General features: G+C 53.6%; 16 protein-coding genes. 8 read left to right on the forward strand and 8 right to left on the reverse strand.

Translation table 11 applies throughout. The annotated features are described in order from the left end of the window. Nucleotides 1-95: 95 nt before the first annotated feature. Both A3850_RS10415 and A3850_RS10420 read right to left on the reverse strand, forming a co-directional pair. Entirely contained in the window at nucleotides 96-443 is a 348-nt protein-coding gene (locus A3850_RS10415) for a DNA-directed RNA polymerase subunit omega (protein WP_068216256.1), read from the reverse strand. After that, nucleotides 430-1,242: an outer membrane protein assembly factor BamD gene (locus tag A3850_RS10420; protein WP_068216258.1), complete on the reverse strand. Its 813-nt coding sequence runs from the start codon at nucleotides 1,240-1,242 to the stop codon at nucleotides 430-432. Before A3850_RS10420 ends, A3850_RS10415 begins: the two co-directional genes overlap by 14 nt. A 157-nt stretch (nucleotides 1,243-1,399) precedes the next feature. Between A3850_RS10420 and A3850_RS10425 the strand changes: the two genes are divergently transcribed. The 4 genes from A3850_RS10425 (at nucleotide 1,400) to ffh (ending at nucleotide 6,998) form a co-directional block, all read left to right on the forward strand. Further along, nucleotides 1,400-2,335: a DUF3137 domain-containing protein gene (locus tag A3850_RS10425; protein WP_157501058.1), complete on the forward strand. Its 936-nt coding sequence runs from the start codon at nucleotides 1,400-1,402 to the stop codon at nucleotides 2,333-2,335. Between the two features lie 87 nt (nucleotides 2,336-2,422). After that, nucleotides 2,423-3,964 (forward strand): glutamine-hydrolyzing GMP synthase, encoded by a 1,542-nt coding sequence (gene guaA, locus A3850_RS10430; protein WP_068216262.1) that lies wholly within the window; start codon nucleotides 2,423-2,425, stop codon nucleotides 3,962-3,964. Between the two features lie 134 nt (nucleotides 3,965-4,098). Further along, nucleotides 4,099-5,607, forward strand: coding sequence for an ABC transporter substrate-binding protein (locus tag A3850_RS10435; RefSeq protein ID WP_157501060.1), 1,509 nt, complete (start codon nucleotides 4,099-4,101; stop codon nucleotides 5,605-5,607). 50 nt (nucleotides 5,608-5,657) lie between these two features. Further along, the gene (ffh, locus tag A3850_RS10440; RefSeq protein WP_068216266.1) at nucleotides 5,658-6,998 is read left to right on the forward strand and encodes a signal recognition particle protein; all 1,341 of its coding nucleotides are present in this window, start codon (nucleotides 5,658-5,660) and stop codon (nucleotides 6,996-6,998) included. 96 nt (nucleotides 6,999-7,094) lie between these two features. Here ffh and A3850_RS10445 read toward each other — a convergent pair whose 3' ends face one another. The 6 genes from A3850_RS10445 to A3850_RS10470 all read right to left on the reverse strand — a co-directional run bounded on the left by A3850_RS10445 (nucleotide 7,095) and on the right by A3850_RS10470 (nucleotide 13,747). Continuing rightward, entirely contained in the window at nucleotides 7,095-7,478 is a 384-nt protein-coding gene (locus tag A3850_RS10445) for a four helix bundle protein (RefSeq protein WP_068216268.1), read from the reverse strand. A gap of 158 nt (nucleotides 7,479-7,636) precedes the next feature. After that, nucleotides 7,637-8,359 (reverse strand): RluA family pseudouridine synthase, encoded by a 723-nt coding sequence (locus A3850_RS10450; RefSeq protein WP_068216270.1) that lies wholly within the window; start codon nucleotides 8,357-8,359, stop codon nucleotides 7,637-7,639. A 98-nt stretch (nucleotides 8,360-8,457) separates the two neighbouring features. Then, nucleotides 8,458-10,143 (reverse strand): hypothetical protein, encoded by a 1,686-nt coding sequence (locus A3850_RS10455; RefSeq protein ID WP_068216272.1) that lies wholly within the window; start codon nucleotides 10,141-10,143, stop codon nucleotides 8,458-8,460. A gap of 131 nt (nucleotides 10,144-10,274) precedes the next feature. After that, nucleotides 10,275-11,294, reverse strand: a complete 1,020-nt coding sequence (locus A3850_RS10460; RefSeq protein ID WP_068216274.1) for an aspartate-semialdehyde dehydrogenase — start codon at nucleotides 11,292-11,294, stop codon at nucleotides 10,275-10,277. Between the two features lie 192 nt (nucleotides 11,295-11,486). Next, entirely contained in the window at nucleotides 11,487-12,158 is a 672-nt protein-coding gene (locus A3850_RS10465) for a class I SAM-dependent methyltransferase (RefSeq protein ID WP_068216276.1), read from the reverse strand. Nucleotides 12,159-12,466: 308 nt separating this feature from the next. Then, a complete protein-coding gene (locus A3850_RS10470) occupies nucleotides 12,467-13,747 on the reverse strand; it encodes an aspartyl protease family protein (protein ID WP_068216278.1) in 1,281 nt (426 codons plus the stop codon). Between the two features lie 357 nt (nucleotides 13,748-14,104). On the opposite strand from A3850_RS10470, the gene A3850_RS10475 reads away from it, so the two are divergent. The 4 genes from A3850_RS10475 (at nucleotide 14,105) to A3850_RS10490 (ending at nucleotide 25,621) form a co-directional block, all read left to right on the forward strand. Then, complete coding sequence (locus A3850_RS10475; RefSeq protein ID WP_197494034.1) at nucleotides 14,105-17,092, forward strand: SusC/RagA family TonB-linked outer membrane protein; 2,988 nt, start codon at nucleotides 14,105-14,107, stop codon at nucleotides 17,090-17,092. 120 nt (nucleotides 17,093-17,212) lie between these two features. Continuing rightward, entirely contained in the window at nucleotides 17,213-18,721 is a 1,509-nt protein-coding gene (locus A3850_RS10480; protein WP_068216280.1) for a RagB/SusD family nutrient uptake outer membrane protein, read from the forward strand. Between the two features lie 105 nt (nucleotides 18,722-18,826). After that, nucleotides 18,827-22,204 (forward strand): FG-GAP-like repeat-containing protein, encoded by a 3,378-nt coding sequence (locus A3850_RS10485; RefSeq protein WP_068216281.1) that lies wholly within the window; start codon nucleotides 18,827-18,829, stop codon nucleotides 22,202-22,204. An 18-nt stretch (nucleotides 22,205-22,222) separates the two neighbouring features. Continuing rightward, on the forward strand, nucleotides 22,223-25,621 hold the full coding sequence (locus A3850_RS10490) for a VCBS repeat-containing protein (RefSeq protein ID WP_068216283.1): 3,399 nt from the start codon (nucleotides 22,223-22,225) through the stop codon (nucleotides 25,619-25,621). Nucleotides 25,622-25,762: the final 141 nt, after the last annotated feature.

A 25,762-nucleotide genomic window follows, 5' to 3' on the forward strand; every position in this document is an offset into this window, starting at 1 on the left:
GTGCTAATAACACAAACCGTACAGACGGAGCCGTGCGGCAGCTAAATCAAGAATCGCCAATCGAGATTCAAGAATCGCCAATCGAGCGCAGCGACTTAAACTTCTTCATCCTCGTCCTCCCGGTTGTTGTACCGGTTGTAGAGTTCACCGTCGAGATATTCGCGCATGGCGATCAGGACGGGGTTGGGTAGTTTTTCGTAGAACTTGGAGATCTCAATCTGCTCCTTGTTCTCGACTACTTCTTCGATGGTGTCGGTAACTTCGGCGAACTCTTCCAATTTCTGGTCGAGCTCGTGCTTGAGGTCCACGGAAAGTTGGCGGCCCCGTCGGCTGACGATGGCAAGGGTTTCGTAGATGTTACCCGTATTTTCTACCAGTTGGTGGATGTCCCGGGCGGCAACGTCGGCGCTGAGTCCCTGGGCACGTGCTTTAATATCTGACATTTTCGAGTTCTTTTAGTCTTGCTTTATCTTTCTGGAGGAGGGTTCGTAGTTCCGGAGCGTATTCGCTATCGGGGTACCTACCCAGGAAGTTTTCAATAAGTACAACGTCCTTGGCGAAGCGTTCGCGCTGGCGTTCCAGGAAGCTGCGGTTAGCGTATTCGTACTGGCTGATGGCCATTAGGTAACGAATTTCTTCGCCGCGCTTGGTTTCGGGATAGTCCTTAAGAACGTTCTCGAAACTTCGTTGCGCCGCTTCATAACGCCCAATGTCCATGTACAGTTTGGCGGATTCAAAATCCTTTTCTTCCATCTTGGCTCGCATCTCATCGATGAGGCGGTTGGCTTCCGTGAGGCGTTCGCTCTGAGGATAGCGATTGGCGAACTCTTCGAAGCCTTCGATGGCCTTTACGGAGTAGCTCTGGTCTAACCGGTAAATGGGGCTCAGCTTATAGTTGGAGTAGGCAGCCATAAAATCTGCTTCTTCCTTGAGTGGGCTTCCGCCGTAGGTGGTAACAAAGTTCTTGAAGTAGTAGCTCGCCAGGACGTACTGCTCGGTGTAGTAATACGTGTAAGCGTAGCGGTAAGCAATCTGTTCCGCTTCGGCCGTGCCCCGGTAGGGCGCAATGGTGAGCTCGTACAAGGTCTGGGCCTTGCCGTACTCTTCGGCGTCGAAGTACTCGTTTGCCTTGGCCAGCGTGGTTTCGGGATTGCCGCTGGTGCGGATCGTCTCGAATTCTGACTTACAGCCGAGGGTGACCACGGCCAGGAAACAAAGAAGGAGGAGGTGCTTGAATTTCATTTAGCGCGCAAAGGTAAGGATTAACGAATTAGCAAATGAAATTCGCGTGGAGAAGTATCGCTACGGAGCAAGGACGACTCCCAGTGGCGGCGGGTTGGTCGCGCCCCCCGATAAAGCGGTGGAGTGGCTACCTTCGTCGCAGACCTGACCATTGATCTTGCAAGCAGTCCCCCGTATCGACGAGCTGAGGCTCTATTACAACACGACCATCCGGCCGGAGCTGCTGCGGCTGGAGCATTTACGGAAGCGGTTGGTCAGGGGGATCATTATTTCCATCCTGGCAGCGATTGGCGTGGTGACCTTGTTTTTGGTGCTGGACCTTGGTTTTCTGGTGCTGACGCTGGGTCTACCAATCCTGTTCTACCTGGGGACGCTCTACTTCCGCGCCGAAAAATTTCGGCAGGCCTTCAAGCCCGCTATCGTCAATCTATTGCTGGCCTTCCTAAACGATACGCCCAACTACCAAAAGCTGAGCTACGACCCGAATAAGGCGATCAGCCAGGATCGCTTCGAAAAGTCCGGGCTCTTCCGGCCCACACCGGATCTGTACCACGCCGAGGACTACGTTCAAGGCATGGTTGGCGAGATGGCTTTTGAAATGGGGGAGGCCTACGTCCGGGAGATCAGCGCGGCCTCCAACCGGATGGAGATCGTCTTCAGTGGGCTTTTTGTCCATGCCATCTTCGGCGAACGGACGCTGGGCCGCATCGCGGTGTGGCCACGGGACAAACTCCGCTCCCTCAAACGCGTCGTGGACGAATACGTAATGGAGAAGGGCCGGCCCGCGGATATTGAGGTGATGAATCCGGTTTTCCGGGACCTATTTGCCGTCTACGCCAAGCCCGGCACGCACGTAGCGGGCATTCTTACGCCGCCGATGCAGGACGCCATGGTGCGTTTCGCCCGGTCTCAGCCTAACGACTTGTTCTTTGCGGTGGATAACCAGGACCTATTTATTGGAGTCGCGCACGACTACGATTTGCTGGAACCCAGCTTTTGGAAATCCAACCTGGACTTTCAGTTGATTCGTCAGTTTTATACGGATTTGGTCCTGATCCTGAGCACGATTGAGATCTTTGACCAGACGCATTAGCTCTACGTTTTTGCTGCCCGAAATCCATTCATACACGGCTGCCCGGCGCCTACCGAAGTACCAACCTAAGGAAGTATCTTCGCGCCCATGACCGAAAAGATCCTGATCCTCGATTTTGGCAGCCAGTATACTCAGCTGATCGCGCGCCGTATTCGCGAACTCAACGTCTACAGTGAGATCGTCCCTTACAATAAGGTGCCGGAGCTGGACGATACGATCAAGGCGGTCATTCTTTCCGGTAGCCCCTTCTCCGTACGGGAGGACCGGGCGCTGCACCCCAACCTGGAACCTTTAATTGGTAAGCGACCGGTACTGGGTATCTGTTACGGTGCTCAGTACATCGCCCAACACTTTGGTGGCCGGGTGGAGCGGTCCGTCACCCGGGAGTACGGTAAGGCCAACCTGGGGAAGATTCACCAATCGGAAGGGCTGTTCGCCGGCCTCGAAACCGGAAGCCAGGTGTGGATGAGCCACGGCGATACGATAAAGGCCATTCCGGACACTTTTGAACTTCTGGCCAGCACGGCTGACGTGGAGGTGGCTGCTTTTGGCAGCAAGCCCGGTGCATTTGCGGAGCCCGTCTTCTGTATCCAGTTTCACCCGGAGGTGTACCACAGCCTGGATGGAAAGCAATTGCTCGAGAACTTCGTCATCAACGTAGCGGGTTGTTCGGGTAACTGGACGCCGGCCCACTTCGTGGACGAAACCGTTGCGGCGCTGCGGGAAAAGATCGGCGAAGACCGCGTCCTCCTTGGCCTGAGCGGTGGAGTAGACAGCTCCGTCGCCGCCATGCTACTGAATAAAGCCATCGGCGACCGTCTTTTCTGTTTTTTCATCGACAACGGACTCTTGCGGAAAGATGAGTTTGAGGAAGTCCTCCGCAGTTACGACGGGATGGGCCTTAACGTGAAGGGGATTGACGCCAAGGATGAATTTTACGGTGCGCTCGCGGGTATTAGTGATCCGGAAAAGAAACGTAAAGCGATCGGTAAGACCTTCATCGACGTCTTCGACCGGGAAGCCAAGAAACTTACCAACATTAAGTACCTCGCCCAGGGGACGATCTACCCAGATGTAATCGAATCCGTGAGCGTCCATGGGCCGTCGGTAACCATCAAGAGCCACCACAACGTGGGAGGTTTGCCCGAGAAAATGGGGCTTAAGATCGTGGAGCCACTGCGCTTCCTCTTCAAAGATGAGGTACGTCGCGTGGGAACCCAGATGGGAATGGCGGACCACCTCATCAAGCGCCACCCCTTCCCCGGCCCCGGTCTGGCCATCCGCATTCTGGGGGACATCACCCCCGAGAAGGTGGACATCCTACAGAAGGCGGACAAGATCTACATCGACAAGATGCGTGAGTACGGTTTGTACGATCAGGTTTGGCAGGCTGGTACCATCCTGTTGCCGGTCCAATCCGTCGGCGTAATGGGTGACGAGCGCACCTACGAGCAGGCCGTTGCGTTACGGGCAGTGACTTCGACCGATGGGATGACGGCTGAATGGAGCCATCTTCCCTACGATTTCCTGGCGGCCGTCAGTAGTGGGATCATTAACAATGTGAAGGGAATCAACCGCGTTGTGTATGATATTTCTACTAAGCCACCAGCGACGATTGAGTGGGAGTAATTCAGCGCTTTGGTACGTGGGTCACAATACGGCTCCGTAGTAGCTCTTCGACCAGACACACTTTACGTTTGGGTTCTGAGCACTAAAGCACCAATTGGCGTAAGCCACAACTTGTAACCTTGCAACTAACGGACGTGATTACCAAAAACTCACTGTTTAGCCTACTGGCACTCTTTCTGATCTCCTTCGCTTCCTGTGATGCCCTCAAGCCTGCGGTGAACCCGAATCAAGATGACCGCCGGGTAGAGGATCGCCGTAACGGCAACGACGATGATCTGGACCCTATCCAGAGCCGCCGGGTATATGATCCAGAAACCGGGACTTATATCTACGTGCAAAACGCACCGACGGACCGGATGGACACCATTGAGTGGACGACGACCCCGGAATCTCAGATGCCACCGATCGTTGAAGATGAACAGTCCACTTACGTGCCGCCGAATAACGTGGATAACATTATTACCCGGCCAGCGACGCAAATTGGAAGTGGTAATAATGGCTCCCGCAAACTGAGCTCCTACAACGTGGAGGTTTCCCTGCCTTTCCTGACGGACCGTTACTATGGAAGCGAGGATAAGGTATCCGAGAATAGCCTTTGGTCGCTGCACTTCTATTCCGGCGCCCGGATGGCCCTGGATGAGATGCGCTCCTCAGGTGGCCTAAATGGTAATTTCAACGTCCACGTAAGTGACACTTACGGTACGAGCGCCCGCACGCAAACGTTGACCAACGATGCTTACGTTTCGTCGGCCCAAATGATCATTGGCCCCTACGTTAAGGATAACGTCTCATTGATGGCGGAGGCGGTCCGTAATCGGGAGACGGTCCTGGTTAGCCCCTACTCAGCCGGCACCGGCGTCAGCGCCCAAAACCCAAATTACGTGCAGGTTAATCCGACCCTGAATACTCACCTGCGTAACATCTTAGAGCACGCAATGACCAAGCAGAATGCGGATCGTATCATCCTGGTTTCGTCAGGAAGCAGCGCGGACCAGCAGAGCCTGAAGACGTTGCAGGAAGACTACAAAATGCTCGCCAACAATGCGGCGGCCGAGCCGCTGGAGGAAATTGTGGTGGACATCAACGCTAATCCGGACCTGACCTTTGACGAATACCTAACGGGGCGCAAGACGGTGTTTATCGTTCCGGTTTACCGCGATGAGTCCTTCGTAGCGAACTTTTTGCGCCGCCTGTACACGGATACCCGGGAAGACTTCGGCCGCAACGTTGCGGTGTACGGATTGCCCCAGTGGATGAATTTTACCCGCATCAATTTTGACTACTACGAGGGTACGAACGTACACGTGAGTAGCAGCGTATTCGTGGATAAGCTCGACCCGGCGGTGCGAGATTTCCGGCGTGCCTTCTACGATCGATTTGCCACTATCCCTCGGGATGAAGCCTACGTTGGTTACGATGTGACGCGGTACTTCCTCGGAATGCTCGCGAAGAGTGGTACGCGGTTTCAGTACGACCTACCGATGAACCCAGAGACGCTGCTGCACACCAAGTTCAAGTTTGAACCGGTGGTAGAAGCCGGTGCGGACGGGATGGCCGTGGAGGGTGGACCGATTGACCGTTTTGAGAACAAGCACGTCAATATCCTGCGGTTCCGGGATTACACCTTCCGGCGCGTCAACTAAAGCCGCCGGTATCCCCTTCTTATCTTTGCCCCCTAAATTTTATAATTGCCATGTTTGACAACCTAAGCGACCGCCTCGAAGGTGCCTTTAAGACTTTTACCGGAGATAATAAGATCACGGAGATCAACGTAGCGACGAGCCTCAAGGAGATTCGCCGCGCGCTGGTGGCAGCTGACGTTAACTATAAGATCGCGAAGGAATTCACGGACAAGGTGAAGACGAAGGCGCTCGGTACGGAAAACGTACTCAAGGCCGTCAAGCCCGGCCAGCTGATGGTTAAAATCGTCCAGGATGAACTGACCGATCTGATGGGTGGGCAGTCCGTTGGTATCAACGTAAAGGGCAGCCCGGGCGTAGTCTTGATCGCTGGCCTTCAGGGTTCGGGTAAGACGACCTTCACCGGTAAGTTGGCCCTGCACTTGAAGGAAAAGCGTAAGCTGAAAGTACTCGTCACGGCGTGTGATGTTTACCGCCCCGCGGCTATTGACCAGTTGACGGTTCTCTCCGAGCAAGTCGGCGCCGGCATCTACAAGGAGCCCGAGAATAAAAACCCCGTAGAGATTGCGCTAAATGCCATTGCGCACGCTCAGGATAACAAGTACGACGTTGTGATCGTCGATACGGCCGGTCGCCTCTCCGTGGACGAAGCCATGATGCAGGAGATCAGTGAAGTGCGGGAGGCGATCAGCCCGAACGAGACCCTGTTCGTCGTGGATTCGATGACGGGGCAGGATGCCGTGAACACGGCGAAAGCCTTCAACGACCGGATCAATTTTGACGGGGTAGTACTCACTAAACTGGACGGTGATACCCGCGGTGGTGCGGCCCTCTCGGTCAAGTACACCGTAAATAAGCCCATCAAATTCGTCTCCACTGGAGAGAAGATGGAGCAGCTCGATGTCTTTCACCCCGATCGGATGGCCCAGCGCATCCTCGGTATGGGTGACATCATCTCCTTCGTGGAGCGCGCGCAGGACCAATTCGACGAAGAAGAAGCCAAGCGGATTGAGAAGCGCATCAAGAAAAACAAGTTTGACTTCAATGACTTCCTCGGCCAGCTGAATCAGCTTAAGAAAATGGGTGACATCAAGTCACTCCTCAACATGATCCCCGGCATGAAGAAAGCCATGGGAGACATTGAGATCGATAACTCGGCCTTTTCCAAAGTGGAAGCCATCATTCAGTCGATGACGCCCACCGAGCGTGCCCGCCCGGAACTGATGAGCATGAGCCGTAAGAAGCGGATTGCCCGCGGTTGTGGCCAGTCCATCGACGACGTCAATCGCTTCATCAAGCAATTTGATCAGATGCGGAAGATGATGCACAAGATGTCCAATAACCCGGCGATGATGGGTATGGGTGGTGCTGGCGGGAAGATGCGGAGGAGGTAAGGGAGTTGCGAGTAGAGAGTTGCAAGTATCGAGTTGCAAGTGTAAAGTATCAAGTAGCAAGTAGCAAGTATCGAGTTGCAAGTGTCGAGGCAGCAGCTACTTGGCTATCTTGACTCCGAACTGTCTGGGATTCTTTACCATGTAATAAAGTAATCTACTGACCTCCTGGCTTAAGCTGATCAGCTGATCACATTGGTCTTTATCGATGTATTTATAGCGGTAAGCGAATTCAATCCAAACCTGTGTTTCGGCTGCTTCTGCTTTACAATCAGTGATTTTAGAGTACCAATGCTTAGGGTAGGGTGTTTTTTCTGATGCTTCGGCAAGGTTTGCGCAAACACTGCGTGAAGATCTGCGCATTTGGTCCGTAAGACTGTATTGTTCGTGCTTAGGGAATTTGATTGAAGCGAAATATATTTGGTCTGCCAGTACGATTGCCTTTTGGTACGCGAGCCAGCTTTTGAAAATTGCGGATGCCATTTATTACTGTTTGACCACAATGTCCGGCGTCAACAGATTAATTTCCCGCCTTTAAACGTATTTATTCCACTATATTCGATTATAAACGCTTAAATCTCGCAACTCGCAACTCGCAACTCGCAACTCGCAACCCGCAACTCGCAACCCGCAACTCGCAACTACTTAAGTTTTCTCAGTTGGTTGATGACCGCGCGCATATCCTTTGGGTATTCCGCTTCGAACGTTACCCGTTCTCCAGTATCAGGATGATCGAAGGCAATACGTTTGGCGTGAAGGGGGGCTCTGTTGAGTAGGGGGCGTTCCTCTTTATCGCGGCCGAGATTGTAACGGCGGCCTTTGATTTCGGAGAGTTTGAATTCTTCTCGTTTGCCGTAGAAGGGATCGACCATGAGGGGGAAGCCGGCGTAGGCGAGGTGTACGCGGACCTGGTGGGTGCGCCCGGTAAAGATCTGTACGCCGAGCAGGCTGAATTGGTGGCCGAAGGCTTCCAATTGCTTGAAGATGGAGAGGGCGTATTTCCCCTTATTGCTGACCATCATTTTGCCGGTCTGGCCAGGATTGTTGGCGATCGGCTCGTCTACCTCAATTTCCTCTTCGCCGGGTTGGCCCTCGACGAGCGCGTGGTAGATCTTGTCCACTTCTCTTTCCTGAAACTGGCGATTAAGTTCCTTATGAGCTTCTTTAGTACGTGCGTAGACAATCACCCCACTCGTAGGTTTATCCAGCCGGTGGACGGGAATGATGGGGTCACCGTATTTCTTGCCCAGGAGGTGTGTCAAGTTGGGGATGTCCGGGTCGTAGCGGTCGGGTACGGAAAGCAGGTCGGCGGGTTTGTTGACGACAATCACGTGATCATCCAGGTGCAGGATCTCCAATTTCATGGGGCAAAGATAGTTGAGTGGGGGAGTGATACGATAGCAAAAGCCGGCTACCAATGCTGGCGGCCGGCTTGCTATCTTTTCAAGTAAAATCTAGAGAATTACTCCTCTTCCTGAGGACGGTCATCTACGGCATCCGTTGCGTCAGCGATCTTTTCGGAGGCTACCTGGTATACGGCTTTCGCCGTGTCGGTCAGGTCCTCAACGGTATCGTTGATGCTTTCGACTGCGCTTTCGAATACTTCCGAAGCCTGGTCGAAGAAGCCACCTTCTTCGCGGAGGGGAGCTACCGCTTCACCTACGGAAGTGATCACGCCCGCAATGGCATCGCCGGCTTTTTCCGCGAGGGTTTCTTCCTCCGCAGCTGGGGGGACGGCCGCAGTTGCGGCTACCGTATCGGTGGAGGGTGTATCAACATCAGCAACTGGTGCCGGGGATTCGGCACTGGCTTCGGTTGGGGCGGCGGTTGGCGCACCAACGGCAGCGGTAGTGACGGGCACGTCCGGCGTAATGATCTCGCTAAAGGCGATGAAGTTTTTCACCTGCTTTGAGGGGCGGTCGCCAGCTTTAACGCGGCTGCCTTTCTTGGCTTTCTTTCCTTCGGCGATGGCGGCAGCGGCGGCGGCTAGTTTGCTCGCCTCTTCAGGGCTTACTTCGCGCTCGCTGATCTCCGCAGCGATCTTAGCCTTTGCTGCTGCGGCGGCGGCGCGTTCGGCGTCCTTCTTAGCGCGCTTTTCGGCTTTCTTCTTCTCCTGTTCGATCTTCTTTTCGAGCTGCGCCTTGGTCTTCTCCATATCATCCAGCTTCGCTTGTTTGCTGTTGATGCGGGATTCGATCATGACGACCTTGGCCTGGCGGATCTGCTTCTCGAGTTGACCGTCCGTACGCTCAATGCGGCGGTGTTCGAATTTAAGGTCTTCCTTGTCACGGCCGATACCGGACTTCATCCGGTCCATGGCTTTTTTGAGGCCTTCGAGACGGCTTTCGATCCGGCCCACGGCGCCGCCGCTGTTGCTGGATGCTCCACCCTGTCCGCGTTTCTCCTTGACGGCCTTAAAGGCGGCGTCAATCCGTTTATAGACGGCGTCGCGGTCTTCGCGGGTGAATTTTACGTTGTGGAATTTCTTTTGGATATCCCGCAGGTCATTAAAGACGCGGTTGAGGTGAGTGCCCTCCTGAATGGAGCCTTCCGCTTTTTCGAGGAGGCCGGAGAAGGCAGCCACTTGTTTGGTGGATTCCTCCTTGTACTGCTCATTGAGCTTGTCGCGCATTTTCTTCAGGGTGTCGAAAGTAGTGTCGACGCGCTTACGGATATCGTTGCCCTGCTCGCGGAGGAGGGTTTTATCCTGAAGTTGGCCCTGGACTTTTTGCCAGAATTGCTTGGCCTGGTTCCATAAATCGGAACTGTATTCGGTGGCACGCTCGACGCGGTCTTCGATCTCGGCGAGCTCTGCTTTGTAGTTCTCAGCGAGTTTGGCGCTGAGGACGTGGAAGTGCCACTCGGTCTGCGCCCGGAGGATCATGTCGGTTTGCTCTGCCTTCAGATCGTCCGGTAGAAGGCCTTCGGTTACGCTGAGCTCGCGGGCGACTACGCGGTCGGGTTCGGGAAGTTCTGCTTCCTGGCCCTTGCGCCATTTTTCCATGAAGAGTTTGTAGACCTCGTCGGTTACAACCTTCTCGGGGTAAGTTTGAATGCGGACGATGTTCTCTTTGACCTGTAGTTCGATGGTCAGTAAGACGCGTTTTTCCTGGGCGTCACGCCCCCAGACGGCAATACGGTTTCTCATAATCAGTTTGCGTTATGCAACCGGCGGGAATGAGTGCCCACACGGTTGCGCTTTCGGGTAAATCAGTGCCCCGATGAATAGGGCGGGTTAGTCTTTCATTCCGGGGCTTCCGGAACGGTAGTCGGTCCGAATCAGGAAGCCGAAACGGCGGACCCAATCAGGTTATTTTCTGCCAGGTAAGTGGCGATTTGTACGGCATTGGTTGCGGCACCTTTACGGAGGTTATCCGCCACGATCCAGAGGTTGAGCCCATTTTCGATGGATTCATCCCGACGGATGCGGCCCACGAATACCTCGTCGCGGTGTTTAGCTAACAGCGGCATGGGGTAAAGGTTATTGGCAACGTCGTCCTGAACAACTACGCCCGGCGTAGCGGCCAGCAATTCCCTTACCTTTTCGACGGTAAAGGGGCGCTCAAATTCTACGTTCACGCTTTCGCTGTGGCCACCGTGAACGGGCACCCGCACGGCGGTGGCGGTGATGGCAATACTGTCGTCGCCCAAGATCTTTCGGGTTTCATGGACGAGTTTCATCTCCTCCTTCGTGTAGTCGTTATCCAGGAATACATCGCAATGGGGGATGCAATTCTCAAAGATGGGGTAGTGGTAGGGGCGATCCGTACCAGCGGTGTCCTCTCCCCGCTTTTCTGCCTCGTACTGATTGACGGCCGGTACGCCGGTTCCCGTAAAGGATTGGTAAGTGGAGATCACCAGGCGCTTGATGCCGAAAGCTTTGTGGAGGGGCGCCAGGGAAAGCACCATTTGAATTGTCGAACAGTTAGGGTTCGCAATGATGAGATCGTCCTTGGTAAGTTGGTCTGCATTCACTTCGGGGACGACCAGTTTTTTGGTGGGGTCCATCCGCCAGGCGCTCGAGTTGTCCACGACAACGCAGCCTACTTCGGCGAATTTTGGGGCCCATTCCTTACTGGTGCCGCCACCAGCGGAGAAAATAGCTACGTCCGGACGCATGTCAATAGCATCCTGCATACCAACTACGGTGTACTCCTTTCCTTCGTAGTCGATCTTTTTACCAACCGAACGCGCGGAGGCTACGGGAATCAATTCGGAAATGGGGAAGTTATGCTCCTTGAGCACCTGAAACATTACGCCGCCGACCAAACCGGTGGCACCTACTACAGCAACTTTCATTTTTCTGTTTTTAGGGGGTGGGAATGACAAAGGTAGGCCTTTCCGGTAAGGGCTATTGTTTGTGTTCGGGGTGGTGGCCCGGCAATTAAATGGTCATCTACGAACGCCAAGCTTGGTCCCGTATTCACTCCTTTCTTGGCACCTGCGGCAGCGCCAGAATGGGATTGTTGGGATTAGCTGAAAAGACAGTGTTTAGCTGTTGAGCTTTTGGAACATCATGATACCCCAGCGAAGGTCCCCGTCTTCGGCTAATTCTCGGAAAATTTTGCACACGCGCTTCCGCTCGTTGACAAATTTCTCGCTGGTTTGCTTGACGAGCTCCTTGCGGTTGCTTTCAAGGGCTTCCTCTAACTTGCCAAAATGAATGGCTAGGTTTTTGGATAGGTCCAAAGAGTAGACCTTCTGGAAGAAGCCGCGGCGGGCGTCATCTTCGTAGTCGCCCATGGTAATGAGTTCCTCCACCGGGAGGCTGGCGATACGCTCTTTACCGGCGGGGCTGACGCGGTCCGCACGCATAATAGCGCAGAAAATGAGCCGAGCCTCGGGCTTCATCACGCGGTGGATAGCGCGGAACATTTGCCGTTTTTTGGCGGTGATGCTGAAGCTATCCTGAGCGATGACGAAATCGAAATTGTCCGGATTGTAGGGCATGTAATCCACGTCGCCGAGGGTGACGTGCATCATTTTATGTAGTTCCGCCTCCTCGATCTTCTTCTGGTTAAAGGCATTTTGGACCTCATTATCGTTGAGGCACTCCACCTTACACATGTGCGTTTCGGCGATGTAGCGAGCGGCGGTACCGAAGCCGGATTGCAGCACCAACATTTTGGTTGACTTCTTGATGCGGGGGAGCAAGCGGAGCATCCGGTCCGTGGTAGCGCGGGCGGCCTCGGTGGGGTTGTCTACCTCTTCGGAGTAGATGCCTACGTGGAGATCATCTCCCCCCCATAGGTTGCGGTAAATTTCCTGGGACTTTTGCTCTTCGTTGAACGTTGCGATGGTAGTCTAATTTCTTTAGTAAAGGGGTGGGTGCGAAAGGTGGCCGGGCCAAATGCGTGGGCTGAGCCTTTCCGAACGGGCGCCAAGTTAACCCAAATCTAGTTAAGGAACAGCACGGGCGGCGGGGTGCACTCATCGGTTAATGTACGTAGGGAGCGACCGTATATATAAGGTTATAGAATCTCCCTTAATTTAAATTCGGTGCGGTAATATTTCCCCTCCCGCACGTACTTGATCTTCATGGTTTTTCCGGTCTTGCCACGCAGCCGGTCGAGAATACCGCTGAGTGTCAGGAAGGTCGTTGAGGTTTTGTTGACGCCGGTAATCCGGTCCCCCACCAGAAGGCCGGCCTCCGCAGCGGGGCTTCCAGGCAGTACTCGAGCGACCATTACCTTTTGCAAGCGACGCCCCCCGGCAACAAGGGAAAGCCCGGACCGATCAAACTTAAAGCGTTGCCGGATGGCCTTTTTGTCCGGCCGGAAGTAAACGGTTTGCCGAACGTAATCGACTACGATGTTGAACCGCGATAGGATGCGGTTGCCGATTATGCCCTGCCGGCCATTCAGGTTTAACATTCCCGTCGTGTCCAACACCTGAAAGTAGGTGACCACGTCCTCCAGCGTCCGGTCGGCTAGTTTGAGGTTGCGGATGCGGCCTACGTTGCCGTCCACCGAGCCGCCAATCCCATTGGCCAGGTAGCCGGGTAGGGTAGGGACGGGGAGGTCCTGAGCGATGATGGTATCCCGAAAAGTGTGTAGGAGCAGAGAGATACTGGCACCCGTGTCCAGTAAAAGCTTGCGTGGGGAAGGGGCACCACTGAAAGAAATAGGTAGGGTGAGGTAGGGCCGGTGGCGATAGAATTCTGCGGGAACGGCCAGATGTTTACGGCTGGGTGCGTAGCCGCCGGGTTCGTGCAGAATGAGTTGGCGGCGTTTGAAGTCGAACTCCACGACGAAGCGCATCAGGAAGTCTGCGCCCAGAATTCCGTGAATGGGGCTGCCGACGATCTCATCCAGCTTAGCGTAGTTTTCTTCCAGTACCAAAATGCTCCGGTGGCGGGCCTCGATCGCATCGCCTAAGGTCAGATCGACACCAGTAGCGAGGTAAGCAACGAGTTCCCGCTCCCGGTCCGCACCCGTGACGGTGAACTTGCGCCGGTAGGTCAGGTCCAGCTTATCGGAGATCTCTTTATTGAGCAGAATGGTGTTTTCCGCGCCGGTATCCACGATGAAGCGCAGGCCGTAGCTGTTGTTGATGATCGCCTTCACGACAATGAAGTCGTTTTCCAGGCTGAAGGGAATTTTAATGCTGCCGACCGGTTTCAGGCGGTTGAGGTCGTGCAATACTTGCCCATTCGCCGGCACCTGCGGCAGCGCCCAGAAGAGCACGGACAGTAACAGTATCAGGGCTTTAGTACCCGTAAAACCAATAATGGCAGGTTTACAAAATTGCACCCTGCCAAGTTAAACAATTTCGCGAAGCAGCGTTTAGGCTCTGAAATCGTTACAAAAAAAATCCACCGCTTGGGGCTGCATTCGATTGCAGTTTTTCAGATCGATCTAAAAGTTCGAAAAGAAAAACTTGCTGATTGACGCAGAATTTGCCAAGTTTGTGGCGCTTTCGACTACTATCCGGCAGAGTTGGCCGACTTAAAGGATCATGCAACAACAAACTTTGAGCGCACTATCGAACGGATATTTCTCCGTAACCCCCTTCCCTTACCACCTATAAAGAATAAGACCACCTGCTTCGCTTCCAGCGTAACAAGGTGGTGTGTCATGCAATCTGTTTTCTTAATCACAATCTGTACTATGAAGCTTAAACAATACAAAATTATGCGGGCCGGCTTGCTGCCGTTCCTGCTCATGCTCTTTACCGGTGCCCTGGTGGCACAATCAACGGTAACGGGGGTGATCACGGATGCAGAATCGCAAGATCCGCTGATCGGTGCCAGTGTTTTCGTTACCGGAACCACTACCGGTACGGTTACTGACTTTGACGGTAACTACTCGCTGAGTGTACCGGCTAATGCGGAGTCTATCACGGTTTCCTACACGGGTTACTCTACGCAGGAAGTCGCCATCAATGGGCGCACGAGCATCAATATTCAGATGTCCGCCGGTGAATTGCTGGAGGAAGTCGTCGTAGTAGGTTACGGTTCCGTCAAGAAGTCTGACCTGACTGGTGCCGTTGTGGCGCTGACTGAAGATGACTTCAACACGGGTGTTATTACTTCCCCGGAAGAACTGATCCAGGGCCGCGCGGCCGGGGTACAGATCACCCAAACCTCCGGTGAGCCCGGTGCTGGTGTGAATTTCCGGATTCGTGGTACTTCTTCGGTACGGGCTAACAACAACCCACTTTTCGTAGTGGATGGTGTGCCCCTGGCGAGTGAAGATGTATCAGCCTCGGGTAGCCTGGGTGACTTTGGCCAGTCCGCCGCCCGTAACCCACTTAACTTCCTGAACCCCAACGATATCGCCAGCATTGACGTCCTCAAGGATGCCTCCGCTACGGCTATCTACGGCTCACGTGGTGCGAATGGTGTTGTTATCATCACGACCAAGCAGGGTACGGGTAACAACGTGCTGGACTACAACGTATCCCTTGGTGTATCTAACATCTCCAAGCGTTTTGATCTGTTGAACCGGGATGAATTCCTGGACGGCTACGCTGCGCTCCAGGGAGCTGATGCTGCTGCTAGCCTTGATGGTGGTGCAGATACGGACTTCCAGGACTTGCTCTTCCGTACGGCACTGACCCAACAGCACAGCCTCGGCTTCGGTGGTGGTAACGACCGTGGTAACTACCGCTTCTCCGCTTCTTACCTCGATCAGCAAGGTATCATTGAAGAGTCTGGCCTCGAGCGTATTACGGCCCGCTTCAACGGTAGCCAGAAGTTCATCAACGACCGCCTGACGATTGGAACTCAGATCACGGTATCTGACATCCACGATGACAACGTGCCAATTTCTCAGAACGCCGGTGCCGGTGGTGACCTCCTTGGTGGCATTCTGAAGTCCAACCCAACGAACCCCGCGTTCAACGAGGATGGCACACCCTTCCAGCCCAGTGATAACACGGAGCCCAGCCCCGTTGCGATCAACGAGTACTACGAAGGCATTACGAACACCCTTCGTGGCCTGGCAAACGTCTCCGGTGAGCTTCAGTTGATCGACGGTCTTACTTTCAAGACGGTATATGGTCTTGACCGCTCGTTCTCCAGCCGTTCAGACGCATTCTCACCCCTGCTGAACCTGCAGGGTAACACTGGTCAGGGCCGCTTGACGAACAATGACCTCACGGTCAACAACTCACTGTGGGAGAATTACTTCAACTACAATACGGCCGTGAACGAGAACATCGACTTCGGTGGTCTCCTCGGTTACTCTTACCAGCGCTTCGAGCGTTCCGGTAAGTTCAACGCCTTCACTGGTTTCCGTACGGACGACCTCGACCAGATCATCAATAACCAGGCCTCTGCTGAAGCTGCTTCCATCGGTAACAGCTACCGTAACATCAACGAGTTGCAGTCTTACTTCACGCGTTTGAACCTGGACATCAACGACAAGTACATCATCACGGCAACGGTTCGTGCGGATGGTTCCACGCGTTTCGGTTCCGAAAACCGCTACGGTATCTTCCCTTCCTTCGCCTTCAAGTGGCGTCTGCTCGAGGAGAACTTCGCACCTGACTTCTTCTCTACCCTCGGCCTTCGCGTCGGTTACGGGGTAACGGGTAACCAGGAATTCCCCAACAACCTCTTCCTTCAGGCGGAGCGTTTTGGCGACGTCAACTTCCAGGCTAACGGTCTGAACTTTGATAACCCAGGTCTCCAGACGGTGGCAAACGCTAACCCTAACCTTAAGTGGGAATCAACTGCTCAGCTAAATGCTGGTCTCGATTTCGGTTTCAACAATAACCGGGTGAGTGGTAGCATCGATTACTACCGTAAGAACACGAATGACTTGCTCTTGCTTCAGTTCCAGGCACAGCCTGCTGCCGTACCATTCGTTTACCGTAACCTCGACGCTGACGTGATCAACGAAGGTGTAGAACTTGCGCTGAACTACGTGGCCGTAGACAACGACAACTTTAGCTGGGACATCAACTTCAACGTTGGTTACAACAACAACGTCGTTCAGAACTTCGCCGGTAACATCAACACTGGTCAGATTAACGGCCAGGGTCTTACGGGTGCCTTCGCACAGCGTATTTCTAATGGCCAGCCGCTCTACGCTTACTTCCTCCGCCCATTCGGTGGTTTTGATTCGGAAGGTCAGACGATCTACCCAGAGGGTGACCAGCAGCAGTTCACGGGCGATAGCCCACTGCCTACCACTACCGGTGGTTTGACTAACCGTTTCACGTTTGGTAATATCGACCTGAATATCTTCTTCTCGGGTCAGTTCGGCCACAGTGTTTACTCCAACACAGCTAACGCCTTCTTCACGGCTGGTGCCTTGAACAACGGACGTAACGTAACGCGTGACGTAGTCGGTAACGGCGAAAGCCCACTGAATGCACCGGATGTATCTACCCGCTTCCTCGAACGCGCTGATTTCGTCCGCCTGCAGAACGCTACGCTTGGTTACAGCCTGCCAGTTACTGGCAACGTACTCAGCAGCTTGCGCTTCACACTAACGGGGCAGAACCTGTTTGTCATCACTGGCTACAGTGGTCAGGATCCTGAGGTTAGCGTTAGCAAGTCCATCAACGGATTCCCATCCGCGGGTATTGACTCGAATGGTTACCCACGCGCACGTACCATCATCCTCGGTATGAACGCTACCTTTTAATTAGTGTCCGTTAGACTACCTAACGAAAGTGTATTTCCGGAAGGTTGAACCGAAGTATGAAAACTCGCTTTAATCTTTCGGAACCACTTTGTTAAAGTCGACATCAAATAACATAATAATATGATCATTACAAGACGTAATTTGGGCATCATGGCTTTTGCAGCCTTTGCCGCAGTTGGTTTGACCAACTGTACGGATCTGGAGCCAGAAGACAGCGACTCCGTATTCCGTGAGCAAGTAGATGGTGTAGCCATTCCCGGTAACCCCGGTGAGTTGGTCAACGCAGCCTACAACAACTTGGCGGTATTCACCGACCAGGCCAACGTGTACTCGTTGATGCAACACTCTTCCGACGAACTTATTCCGCCAACCCGTGGGGTTGACTGGGGTGATAACGGAGTTTGGCGTACCCTTCACGCGCACACCTGGGATCCAACTCACGCCTTTGTTCTTTCGGGCTGGAATGATATGAACGGTCGCCTTTTCGCTACGCAGGAGATTCTTGCGGGTGATGCGACGCCGCAGCAGCAAGCTGATGCGCGCTTCCTACAGGGCTTTTACACCTGGCATATTCTTGACCTATTCGGTCAGGTACCTTTCCGGGAGTTTACGGATGGCGTTGACGATCTTCCACGGGTGATCTCCCGTGCTGATGCAATTGACCAGGCCATTGAAAACGTAGAATCTGCCATCGGTAGCTTGCCTTCACAGGGCCCCGGCCTCAATGTTCAGGGAAGTAAGGCTGCTGCCTACAATATGCTTACCCGCATGTACCTGAATAAAGCGGTCTACCAAGCCAGCAACCCCGCTGGCCCGTACGAATTCGATAACGCTGACCTCCAGAAGGTTGTAGAATACGCTGATCTGGTAACGGCTGAAGGTTACAGTTTTGAGGACGATTACTTTTCCATCTTCGAAGCAGGAGATAACAGCGAAGTGATTCTCTACTCTAACAACGGCTCTCCCCAGAACCGTTACTACATGACGCTTCACTACGACAGCCCACTTTCTGGCTGGAACGGCTTCACGACGATTGCTGAGCTTTACGACAGCTTCGACGAGAATGACCCCCGCTTCGGAGAAGACGCTGATCCTGACGGCACGCAGTTCTCCGGTATCGGTACCGGTTTCCTCGAAGGCCAGCAGTTCAGCGACAACGGTGACCCCATCATCGAGCAGCGTGGCCAGACGCCACTCATCTTCACTAAAGAAGTGCCACTGGCTGGTGCTACCGTTACGCAGGGTATCCGCGTAATCAAGTACCACCCCGGCCGTTCCGATAAGTACGTAATCATGCGTTATGCTGAGTCACAGTTGAACAAAGCGGAAGCTATGTTCCGTATGGGCGACGCCGAAGGTGCTCGCCAGGTCATCAACGAAATGCGTACGGCTCGCGGTGGTGACGAAGTAGACAGCGTCGACGAAGATTTCCTCCTCGACGAACGCGCTCGTGAACTTTACTGGGAAGGCCTCCGCCGTGTAGACCAGGTTCGCTTCGGCACTTTCACGGGTGACGAAAGCACCTGGACGGGTAAGGATACACCTTCTGATGCCAGCCGCGTGTTGTTCCCCATCCCGCAGCAGGCGATTGATTCTAACCCGAATCTCTCCCAGAACCCCGGCTACTAAGCCGAACTGACGACGTAATCACAGCCTCCCAGAGTGCTCATTACGAACAACGTACGAAAGAGCGAGCAGCCCGTCTGCTCGCTCTTTCTAATTGTACTAGAGTATATGCCAAACACTTTTTTATTCTTTCAGCACTTCCGCCTCGCCATGTTGGCGCTGCCGCTGGTGCTATGCTTAGGGTGTGAAAACGGGACTGAACCAGAAACCTTAGATCCACCACTTTTCCTGGATATTGATCCGGCGACATCCGGACTGAACTTCACCAATGAGATCGCGAACACCGAAGACCTCAATATTTTTAATTACCGAAATTTCTACAATGGCGGCGGAGTAGGCCTCATCGACATCAATAACGACGGCCTGCAGGACGTCTTCTTTACGGCCAACATGGGCCCCAACAAACTCTTCCTGAATGAGGGAGACCTGAAATTTAAAGACATCTCTGCCACCGCTGGGATCGAGCTGGCTAACAAGTGGAGCACTGGCGTCGCCGTGGTGGACATCAACGCCGACGGCTACCTCGACCTCTACGTCTGCAACGCCGGCTTCCGAAAGAACTCGGACCAAAAAAATAGCCTGTTCATCAACCAACAGGATAACACCTTCCGCGAAGCCGCCGCCGAGTATGGCCTGGCTGACGCTGGCTACACTACCCACGCCGCTTTCGTGGACTACGATAAGGACGGTGACCTGGACGTGTACCTGCTGAACAACTCTTTCATCCCCGTTAACAACCTCAACTTCAGCAATGACCGGGAGCGCTACGCTGAAGACTGGAAAGTCAAGAACTTCCTGAAGGGTGGGGGAGACAAGCTGATGCGTAACGACGGAGGCACCTTCACCGACGTCAGCAAGGAAGCAGGTATTTACGGCAGTCTCATCGGCTTCGGCCTCGGTATAACCGTTGGTGACGTGAACGGGGACCACTACCCGGACTTCTATATCTCCAACGACTTCTACGAGCGGGATTACCTCTACGTCAACAACCAGGATGGAACTTTCACCGAGGACATTGAAGGGCGGATGAGCCACATCAGCCTCGCCTCAATGGGTGCGGATATGGCGGATCTTAACAATGACGGAACCCCAGAGATCTTCGTCACCGAGATGCTTCCCGAAAGCGACTACCGCCGCAAGACGACCGTTCAATTCGAAGATGTCAACGTCTACCAACTAAAGCAACGGCGAGGTTTCTTCCACCAGTATATGCACAATACGTTGCAACTCAACACTGGGGACGGCACCTTCAAAGAAGTGGCCCAGTACGGCGGGGTAGAAGCGACGGATTGGAGTTGGGGTGCCCTGCTCTTTGACGCCGATAACGATGGACTACGCGACATCTTCGTCTGTAACGGCATCTACCATAGCCTGACCGACCAGGATTTTATTGATTTCTTCAGTGACGACGTTGCCCGGCGCATGGTCCTTACGGGTAAAAAGAAAGAAGTCGACGAGGTCATCAATCGGATGCCCTCCGAAGCGCTGCCCAACAAGATGTTCCGCAACGCCGGCGATATGCGCTTCGACGATAAGACTGCCAATTGGGGCTTTAGCAAAGCGACTTTTTCTAATGGAGCAGCCTACGGTGACCTCGATAATGATGGTGACCTGGATTTGATCGTCAACAACGTAAACCAACCGGCCCTGCTCTACCAGAACCAATCCAGTGAGCGGGGAGCGGACGCTATCCAAGTTGAGTTGCGGGGAGACGAGCAAAATACCTTCGCCATTGGTGCAAGGGTTCAACTGAATGCCGGCTCCGCTACCCAGTACGCGGAGGTCATTCCTACGCGTGGCTTCCAGTCCAGTATGGACTACCGCATCACCTTTGGTGTATCAGACCGGTCCGCCCTCGAATCGGTGACCATAACTTGGCCGGATGGGGCGCTAACTACCGTAGCGCCACCGGACAGTGGCCAACTACTCAGTATTGATCGGTCCACCGCGGAAGTAATTCCAGCTAATGCTTCATCGGAAATAGACGGGCAGGCCGCTATTGCCGGTCAACCATTATTGCAGGAAGTTCCTGAAGTTCCTTTTGTAGCCCACCAAGAAGAGAACTTTTACGATCTCCTGAATGAAGGGCTCGTCATTCGCTCTCTCGCTCAGGAAGGCCCTGCAGTGGCCATTGGCGATGTTAACGGCGACGGCCGCGACGATATCTTCATCGGTGGTGCTCGGGACCAGGTGGCTCAACTCTACCTGCAAAAATCGGACGGAACGCTCGCCCAGAGTGAGCAACGCATCTTTAAGCAAGTCGCAGCTACGGAAGATACCGGAGCTGCCTTCTTTGATGCGGACGGCGACGGTGATCTGGATCTATACGTCGGCTCCGGTGGTAATTTCGACCAGGCTAACGCTACCTTCCTCAACGACAAGCTGGCCTTCAACGATGGAGCGGGCAACTTCAGCTTCCGCCCCGGTTCCTTACCACGATTTGGTCTCAACACCTCAAAAGTGCTCCCTTTTGATTTTGACGGAGATGGAGATCTCGACCTCTTCGTGGGCACGCGGAGTATGCCCCAAAACTACGGTGTCCCCGTACCCAGCGCGCTGCTAGAAAATAATGGCTCCGGCAAATTCGCCAACGTAACGGCCGAAAAAGCCCGCGAATTCGCCCTGCTCGGCATGGTGACTGACGCGCAGGTGCTATCGCTAGATGACGGTCAGGATTTATTGCTGACGGTATCGGAGTGGGGTAGCCCCAAGCTCCTACGGTTTGATGGAGAGGCGTTCGTTACGATCCCTACCAACCTGAATGACTTAAAAGGATGGTGGTACGCCGTAGAATCGGCTGATCTCGACGGAGATGGCGATCTGGACCTCGTCCTGGGTAACGTCGGCCACAATTTTTACCTGGATGCTACCGCGGAAGAACCCCTGAAACTTTGGATCAACGATTTCGATGGAAATGGTACTCAGGAAAAAGTGATTACTCATCGGATCGACGGCAAGGATACGCCTATCGCTATGAAACGGCAGCTTACTGGGGAGGTCAATAGCTTGAAAAAGGAAAGCCTCAAACACTCCGTGTACGCAAAAAAGTCATTGGAGGAGTTATTCCCAAAGGGCGCACTCAGCAAAGCGATTGTGCAGGAAGCCAATTACTTTAGCTCCATCGTCGCTTACAACGAGGGAGGGTATCAGTTTAAGGTGGAGGAATTGCCGCTCGACGTGCAGCTCTCCTGCGTTTGTGGCATCGCCTGTACGGACCTGAATGCGGACGGCCGCCCAGACGTTATCCTTGGAGGTAACGACGGTGGTTTCCGGCCCCAATTTGGTAAGATGGATGCTTCCTGCGGGCACGTCCTCCTCAACGAAGAAAAGGGCTTAACCTACGTTCCCAATCAGCAGAGTGGATTGAATATTCGGGGAGACATTAAGTCCATCGATCCAATCACGCTAAATGAGCGGCCCTACCTGCTGGTTACGATCAATAATCAACAGCCACGACTGTTAGCTATTTCCGAAGCACTTCAATAAATATTTATTTTGACCCTGGTGCAACGCGTAAATTTTAATGTCTGGACTCCAGCTATCCTCAGTCTGGGCTTTCTTTTTCTTGCGGGTAGTTGTAACTCAACTTCCCAAGATCTGCCGGAGGGTCCAGTAGAAGCAGCCCCCTTCGCATTACTGAAAGGGGAAGAGACGGGCCTCACCTTTAACAACTACCCCGAGTTGACTACGGAGTTCAATGTATTTAATTACATGTACTTCTACAACGGCGGCGGCCTCGGGGCGGGAGACTTCAACGGGGACGGTCTTATTGATCTCTATTTCACATCCAATCAGGGGCCGAACCAACTGTTTTTAAACCAGGGTGACTTGAAGTTCAAAGACGTCACTGAGCAATCCGGTGTTGCCGGGCTGCCGGGCTGGGCAACGGGCGTATCCGTAGTGGATATCAATCAAGATGGACTGTTGGATATCTACGTTAATCAGGTCAGCGGCTACCTGATGTTGGAGGGACAGAATCAGTTATACGTATGCCAGGGCGTTGAAAATGGTATCCCAGTATATAAAGATGAGGCAGCAGCATATGGCCTCGACCTACGCGGCTTCGGCACCCAGGCCGCCTTCTTCGATTACGACAGGGACGGTGACTTGGATATGTACCAACTCAACCATTCTCTGCACCAGAACGGTACCTTTGGCAAGCGGGCCGGGAAACTGAAGGAATTCAACGAATTAGCCGGGGATAAACTGCTCCGCAACGATGGCGGTAAATTTATTGACGTTACCGAAGCGGCCGGCATTTTCGGCAGCGTTATCGGTTACGGGCTGGGCCTTTCCACTGCGGACATTAATAATGACGGATGGCCAGATATCTACGTGGGCAATGATTTCCACGAGAACGATTACCTCTACCTCAATAACCAGGATGGCACCTTCCGCGAAGTGCTGACGGAAATGATCCAGCATACCAGCCGCTTTTCCATGGGGGTAGATATTGCGGATTTAAATAATGACGGGCAGCGGGAGATATTTTCCCTGGATATGTTGCCCGAAGACCCGACCATCCTTAAGGCATCACTGGGAGAGGACGGCTTCGATATCTTTAAATTTAAACTGGGCTTTGGCTATAATCCTCAATTCAGCCGAAATACACTGCAATTAAATAATGGAGATGGTTCCTTCAGTGAGATCGGAGCTTTTGCGGGGATCGAAGCCTCGGACTGGTCGTGGGGACCCATCTTCTTTGATTTTGATCACGATGGCAAGCGGGATCTGTTCATCAGCAATGGCATTCCGCGCCGAATGAATGATATCGATTATATTAATTTTAAGACCAACTCTGAATTAAAGATCCGAGAGGCGACCAATGAGATCCGGAACGATGAATTATCCTTTATCGATAAGATGCCGGAAATCAAACTTAATAATAAGTTCTACCGAAATGCCGGTGGTTTAAAGTTTGAGGACCTGAGCGATTACATTCCCGGTGCGGCGGTATCCTACTCCAGCAGTAGCGTTGCGGTGGACCTGGACGGCGACGGCGACCTTGACGTCGTCACCAATAATATCGACGATGCTCCATTCATCTACCGTAACGAAACCAACGATCAAAAAGAAGCGGGCGCTGCCGCAGGTGCCTGGCTCGGGATCAAGATAAAAGGACCAACCGGCAACCGGAACGGTGTCGGTTCCACTGCGGTAGTGTACTCCGGTAACCAACGGATGATTTACGATCACTTCCCAACGCGCGGATACCAATCCAGTGCACAGGGACCGCTGCACGTCAGTTTGGGGGACTCCGATCTGGTCGATTCCATCAAGATGGTTTGGCCGGACGGTACCTACGTACCCATTCTTTTGGATGCGGTCGACACTTACGTTTCGGTATCCTACGTCGCCGGTGGGCCGGTCTTCGACTTTGGGGAATTATCCCCGCCAACTTCCCCCGCACCCGCGGCAGCGCCAGAGACTGCGTTCGCCCTGCAAGATGATACGGAGCGGGCGGGGATTGATTTTACTCACGTTGAAAATGCCTTCGTTGATTTTACGCGGGAGCCACTGATGCCGCACATGGCTTCCACGGAGGGGCCAGCTTTGGCGGTAGGGGACTTGAACGGTGATGGGCGGGAAGACTTCTTCGTCGGCTCCTCCAAACGTAACCGTTCCGCAGTTTACCTGCAACGGGCGGACGGGACATTCACGGAAGAGACTCCGGATGTCGTCCTAGCAGATTCGATCTACGAAGATGTTGCCGCGCAGATCGTGGACCTCGATAATGACGGCCACCCGGATCTCGTGGTGGCTGCCGGCGGAAACGAATACTACGCCAAACAAGAACCGCGCACGCAACGGATCTACTGGAATGATGGGCAGGGCAATTTCATTAAATACGTACTCCCCGATATTTTTCTGACGGCCGCTACGGTGGTGGCCGGAGACGTAAATGGGGATGGCCTCCAAGATCTGTTGATTCCTGGTCGCGTCGTTCCCCGATTCTACGGCGCTACCCCAGACACCTATCTGCTGCTAAACAATGGTGACCGAACCTTTACGGACGCTACGGATGCATGGTCCGCCGAACTCAGTCAGGCCGGCCTGGTGACGGACGCCGAACTCGCTGACCTGGACGGCGATGGTGACCTGGACGTTGCCGTGGCTGCAGAATGGCAGCCCATCGCTATTTATTACAACGAAGGAGACAAGTTCCGCCGCCAATATATTGGTGAAGAAAAAGGCTGGTGGAGCGCTCTAGCCATTGGTGATCTGAACAGGGATGGAAAGCCGGACATCCTTGCGGGCAACACCGGGCTGAACAACAAACTCAAACCTTCCCGGGAGTATCCGCTGGAGATGTACCTCAACGATTTTGACGGCAACGAAAAGCCCGAACAGGTGATTACTTACTATGTGAAGGGGCGCAAAATTCCCTTCGCGAGCCACGCTGAACTCATCAAGCAAATGCCGAAGCTGAAGAAGGAGTACTTGTTCGCGCAAGACATGGCTGGTGCCTCGGTAGAAACGATTTTCGGTAAGGCAGAACTTGCCGCAGCTGAAAAATTCAGCATCAATACGCTGGCGAGCTACGCCTACCTGAGCAACGAGAACGGGAATTTTGCTGCGCAACCACTGACGGACCAGGCTCAGTTCTCATCTATTCACGCCTTTCTTCCCGTGAGCGACGGTAAGCAAATGCAGTGGCTAGCCGGCGGGAACTTCCTGGGCTCCACCATTGAAATGGGATGGTACGACGCAAGCTTCCTCTTTGGGCTTGATTTCTCCACAGAGTCGAATGGCACCTACGCGCGCTTACCCGGTAAAGGTATCGGTGGGGAGATTCGCAACCTGGCTACCATCCAGGTTGCAGGCCGCCAACACTACCTGGTAGCCCGTAGTGGGGACGCGCTGAAGCTACTGGGACCCGCGAATTCGCAATTGGAGCAATGATGACTTAGGCTGGCCGCCCGACAAACCAGCCGTGGCTTAGGTAAGAGTGCCGACGAAAAACTTTTTTGAAATAAAGTAAGGGTAGAGTAGGGGGGAGGTCCTGTTATGGTGTCTGGAAGGTATAAGCGGCAGCGAAACAAT

This window comes from Lewinella sp. 4G2, from assembly GCF_001625015.1.
Lineage (GTDB): Bacteria > Bacteroidota > Bacteroidia > Chitinophagales > Saprospiraceae > Neolewinella.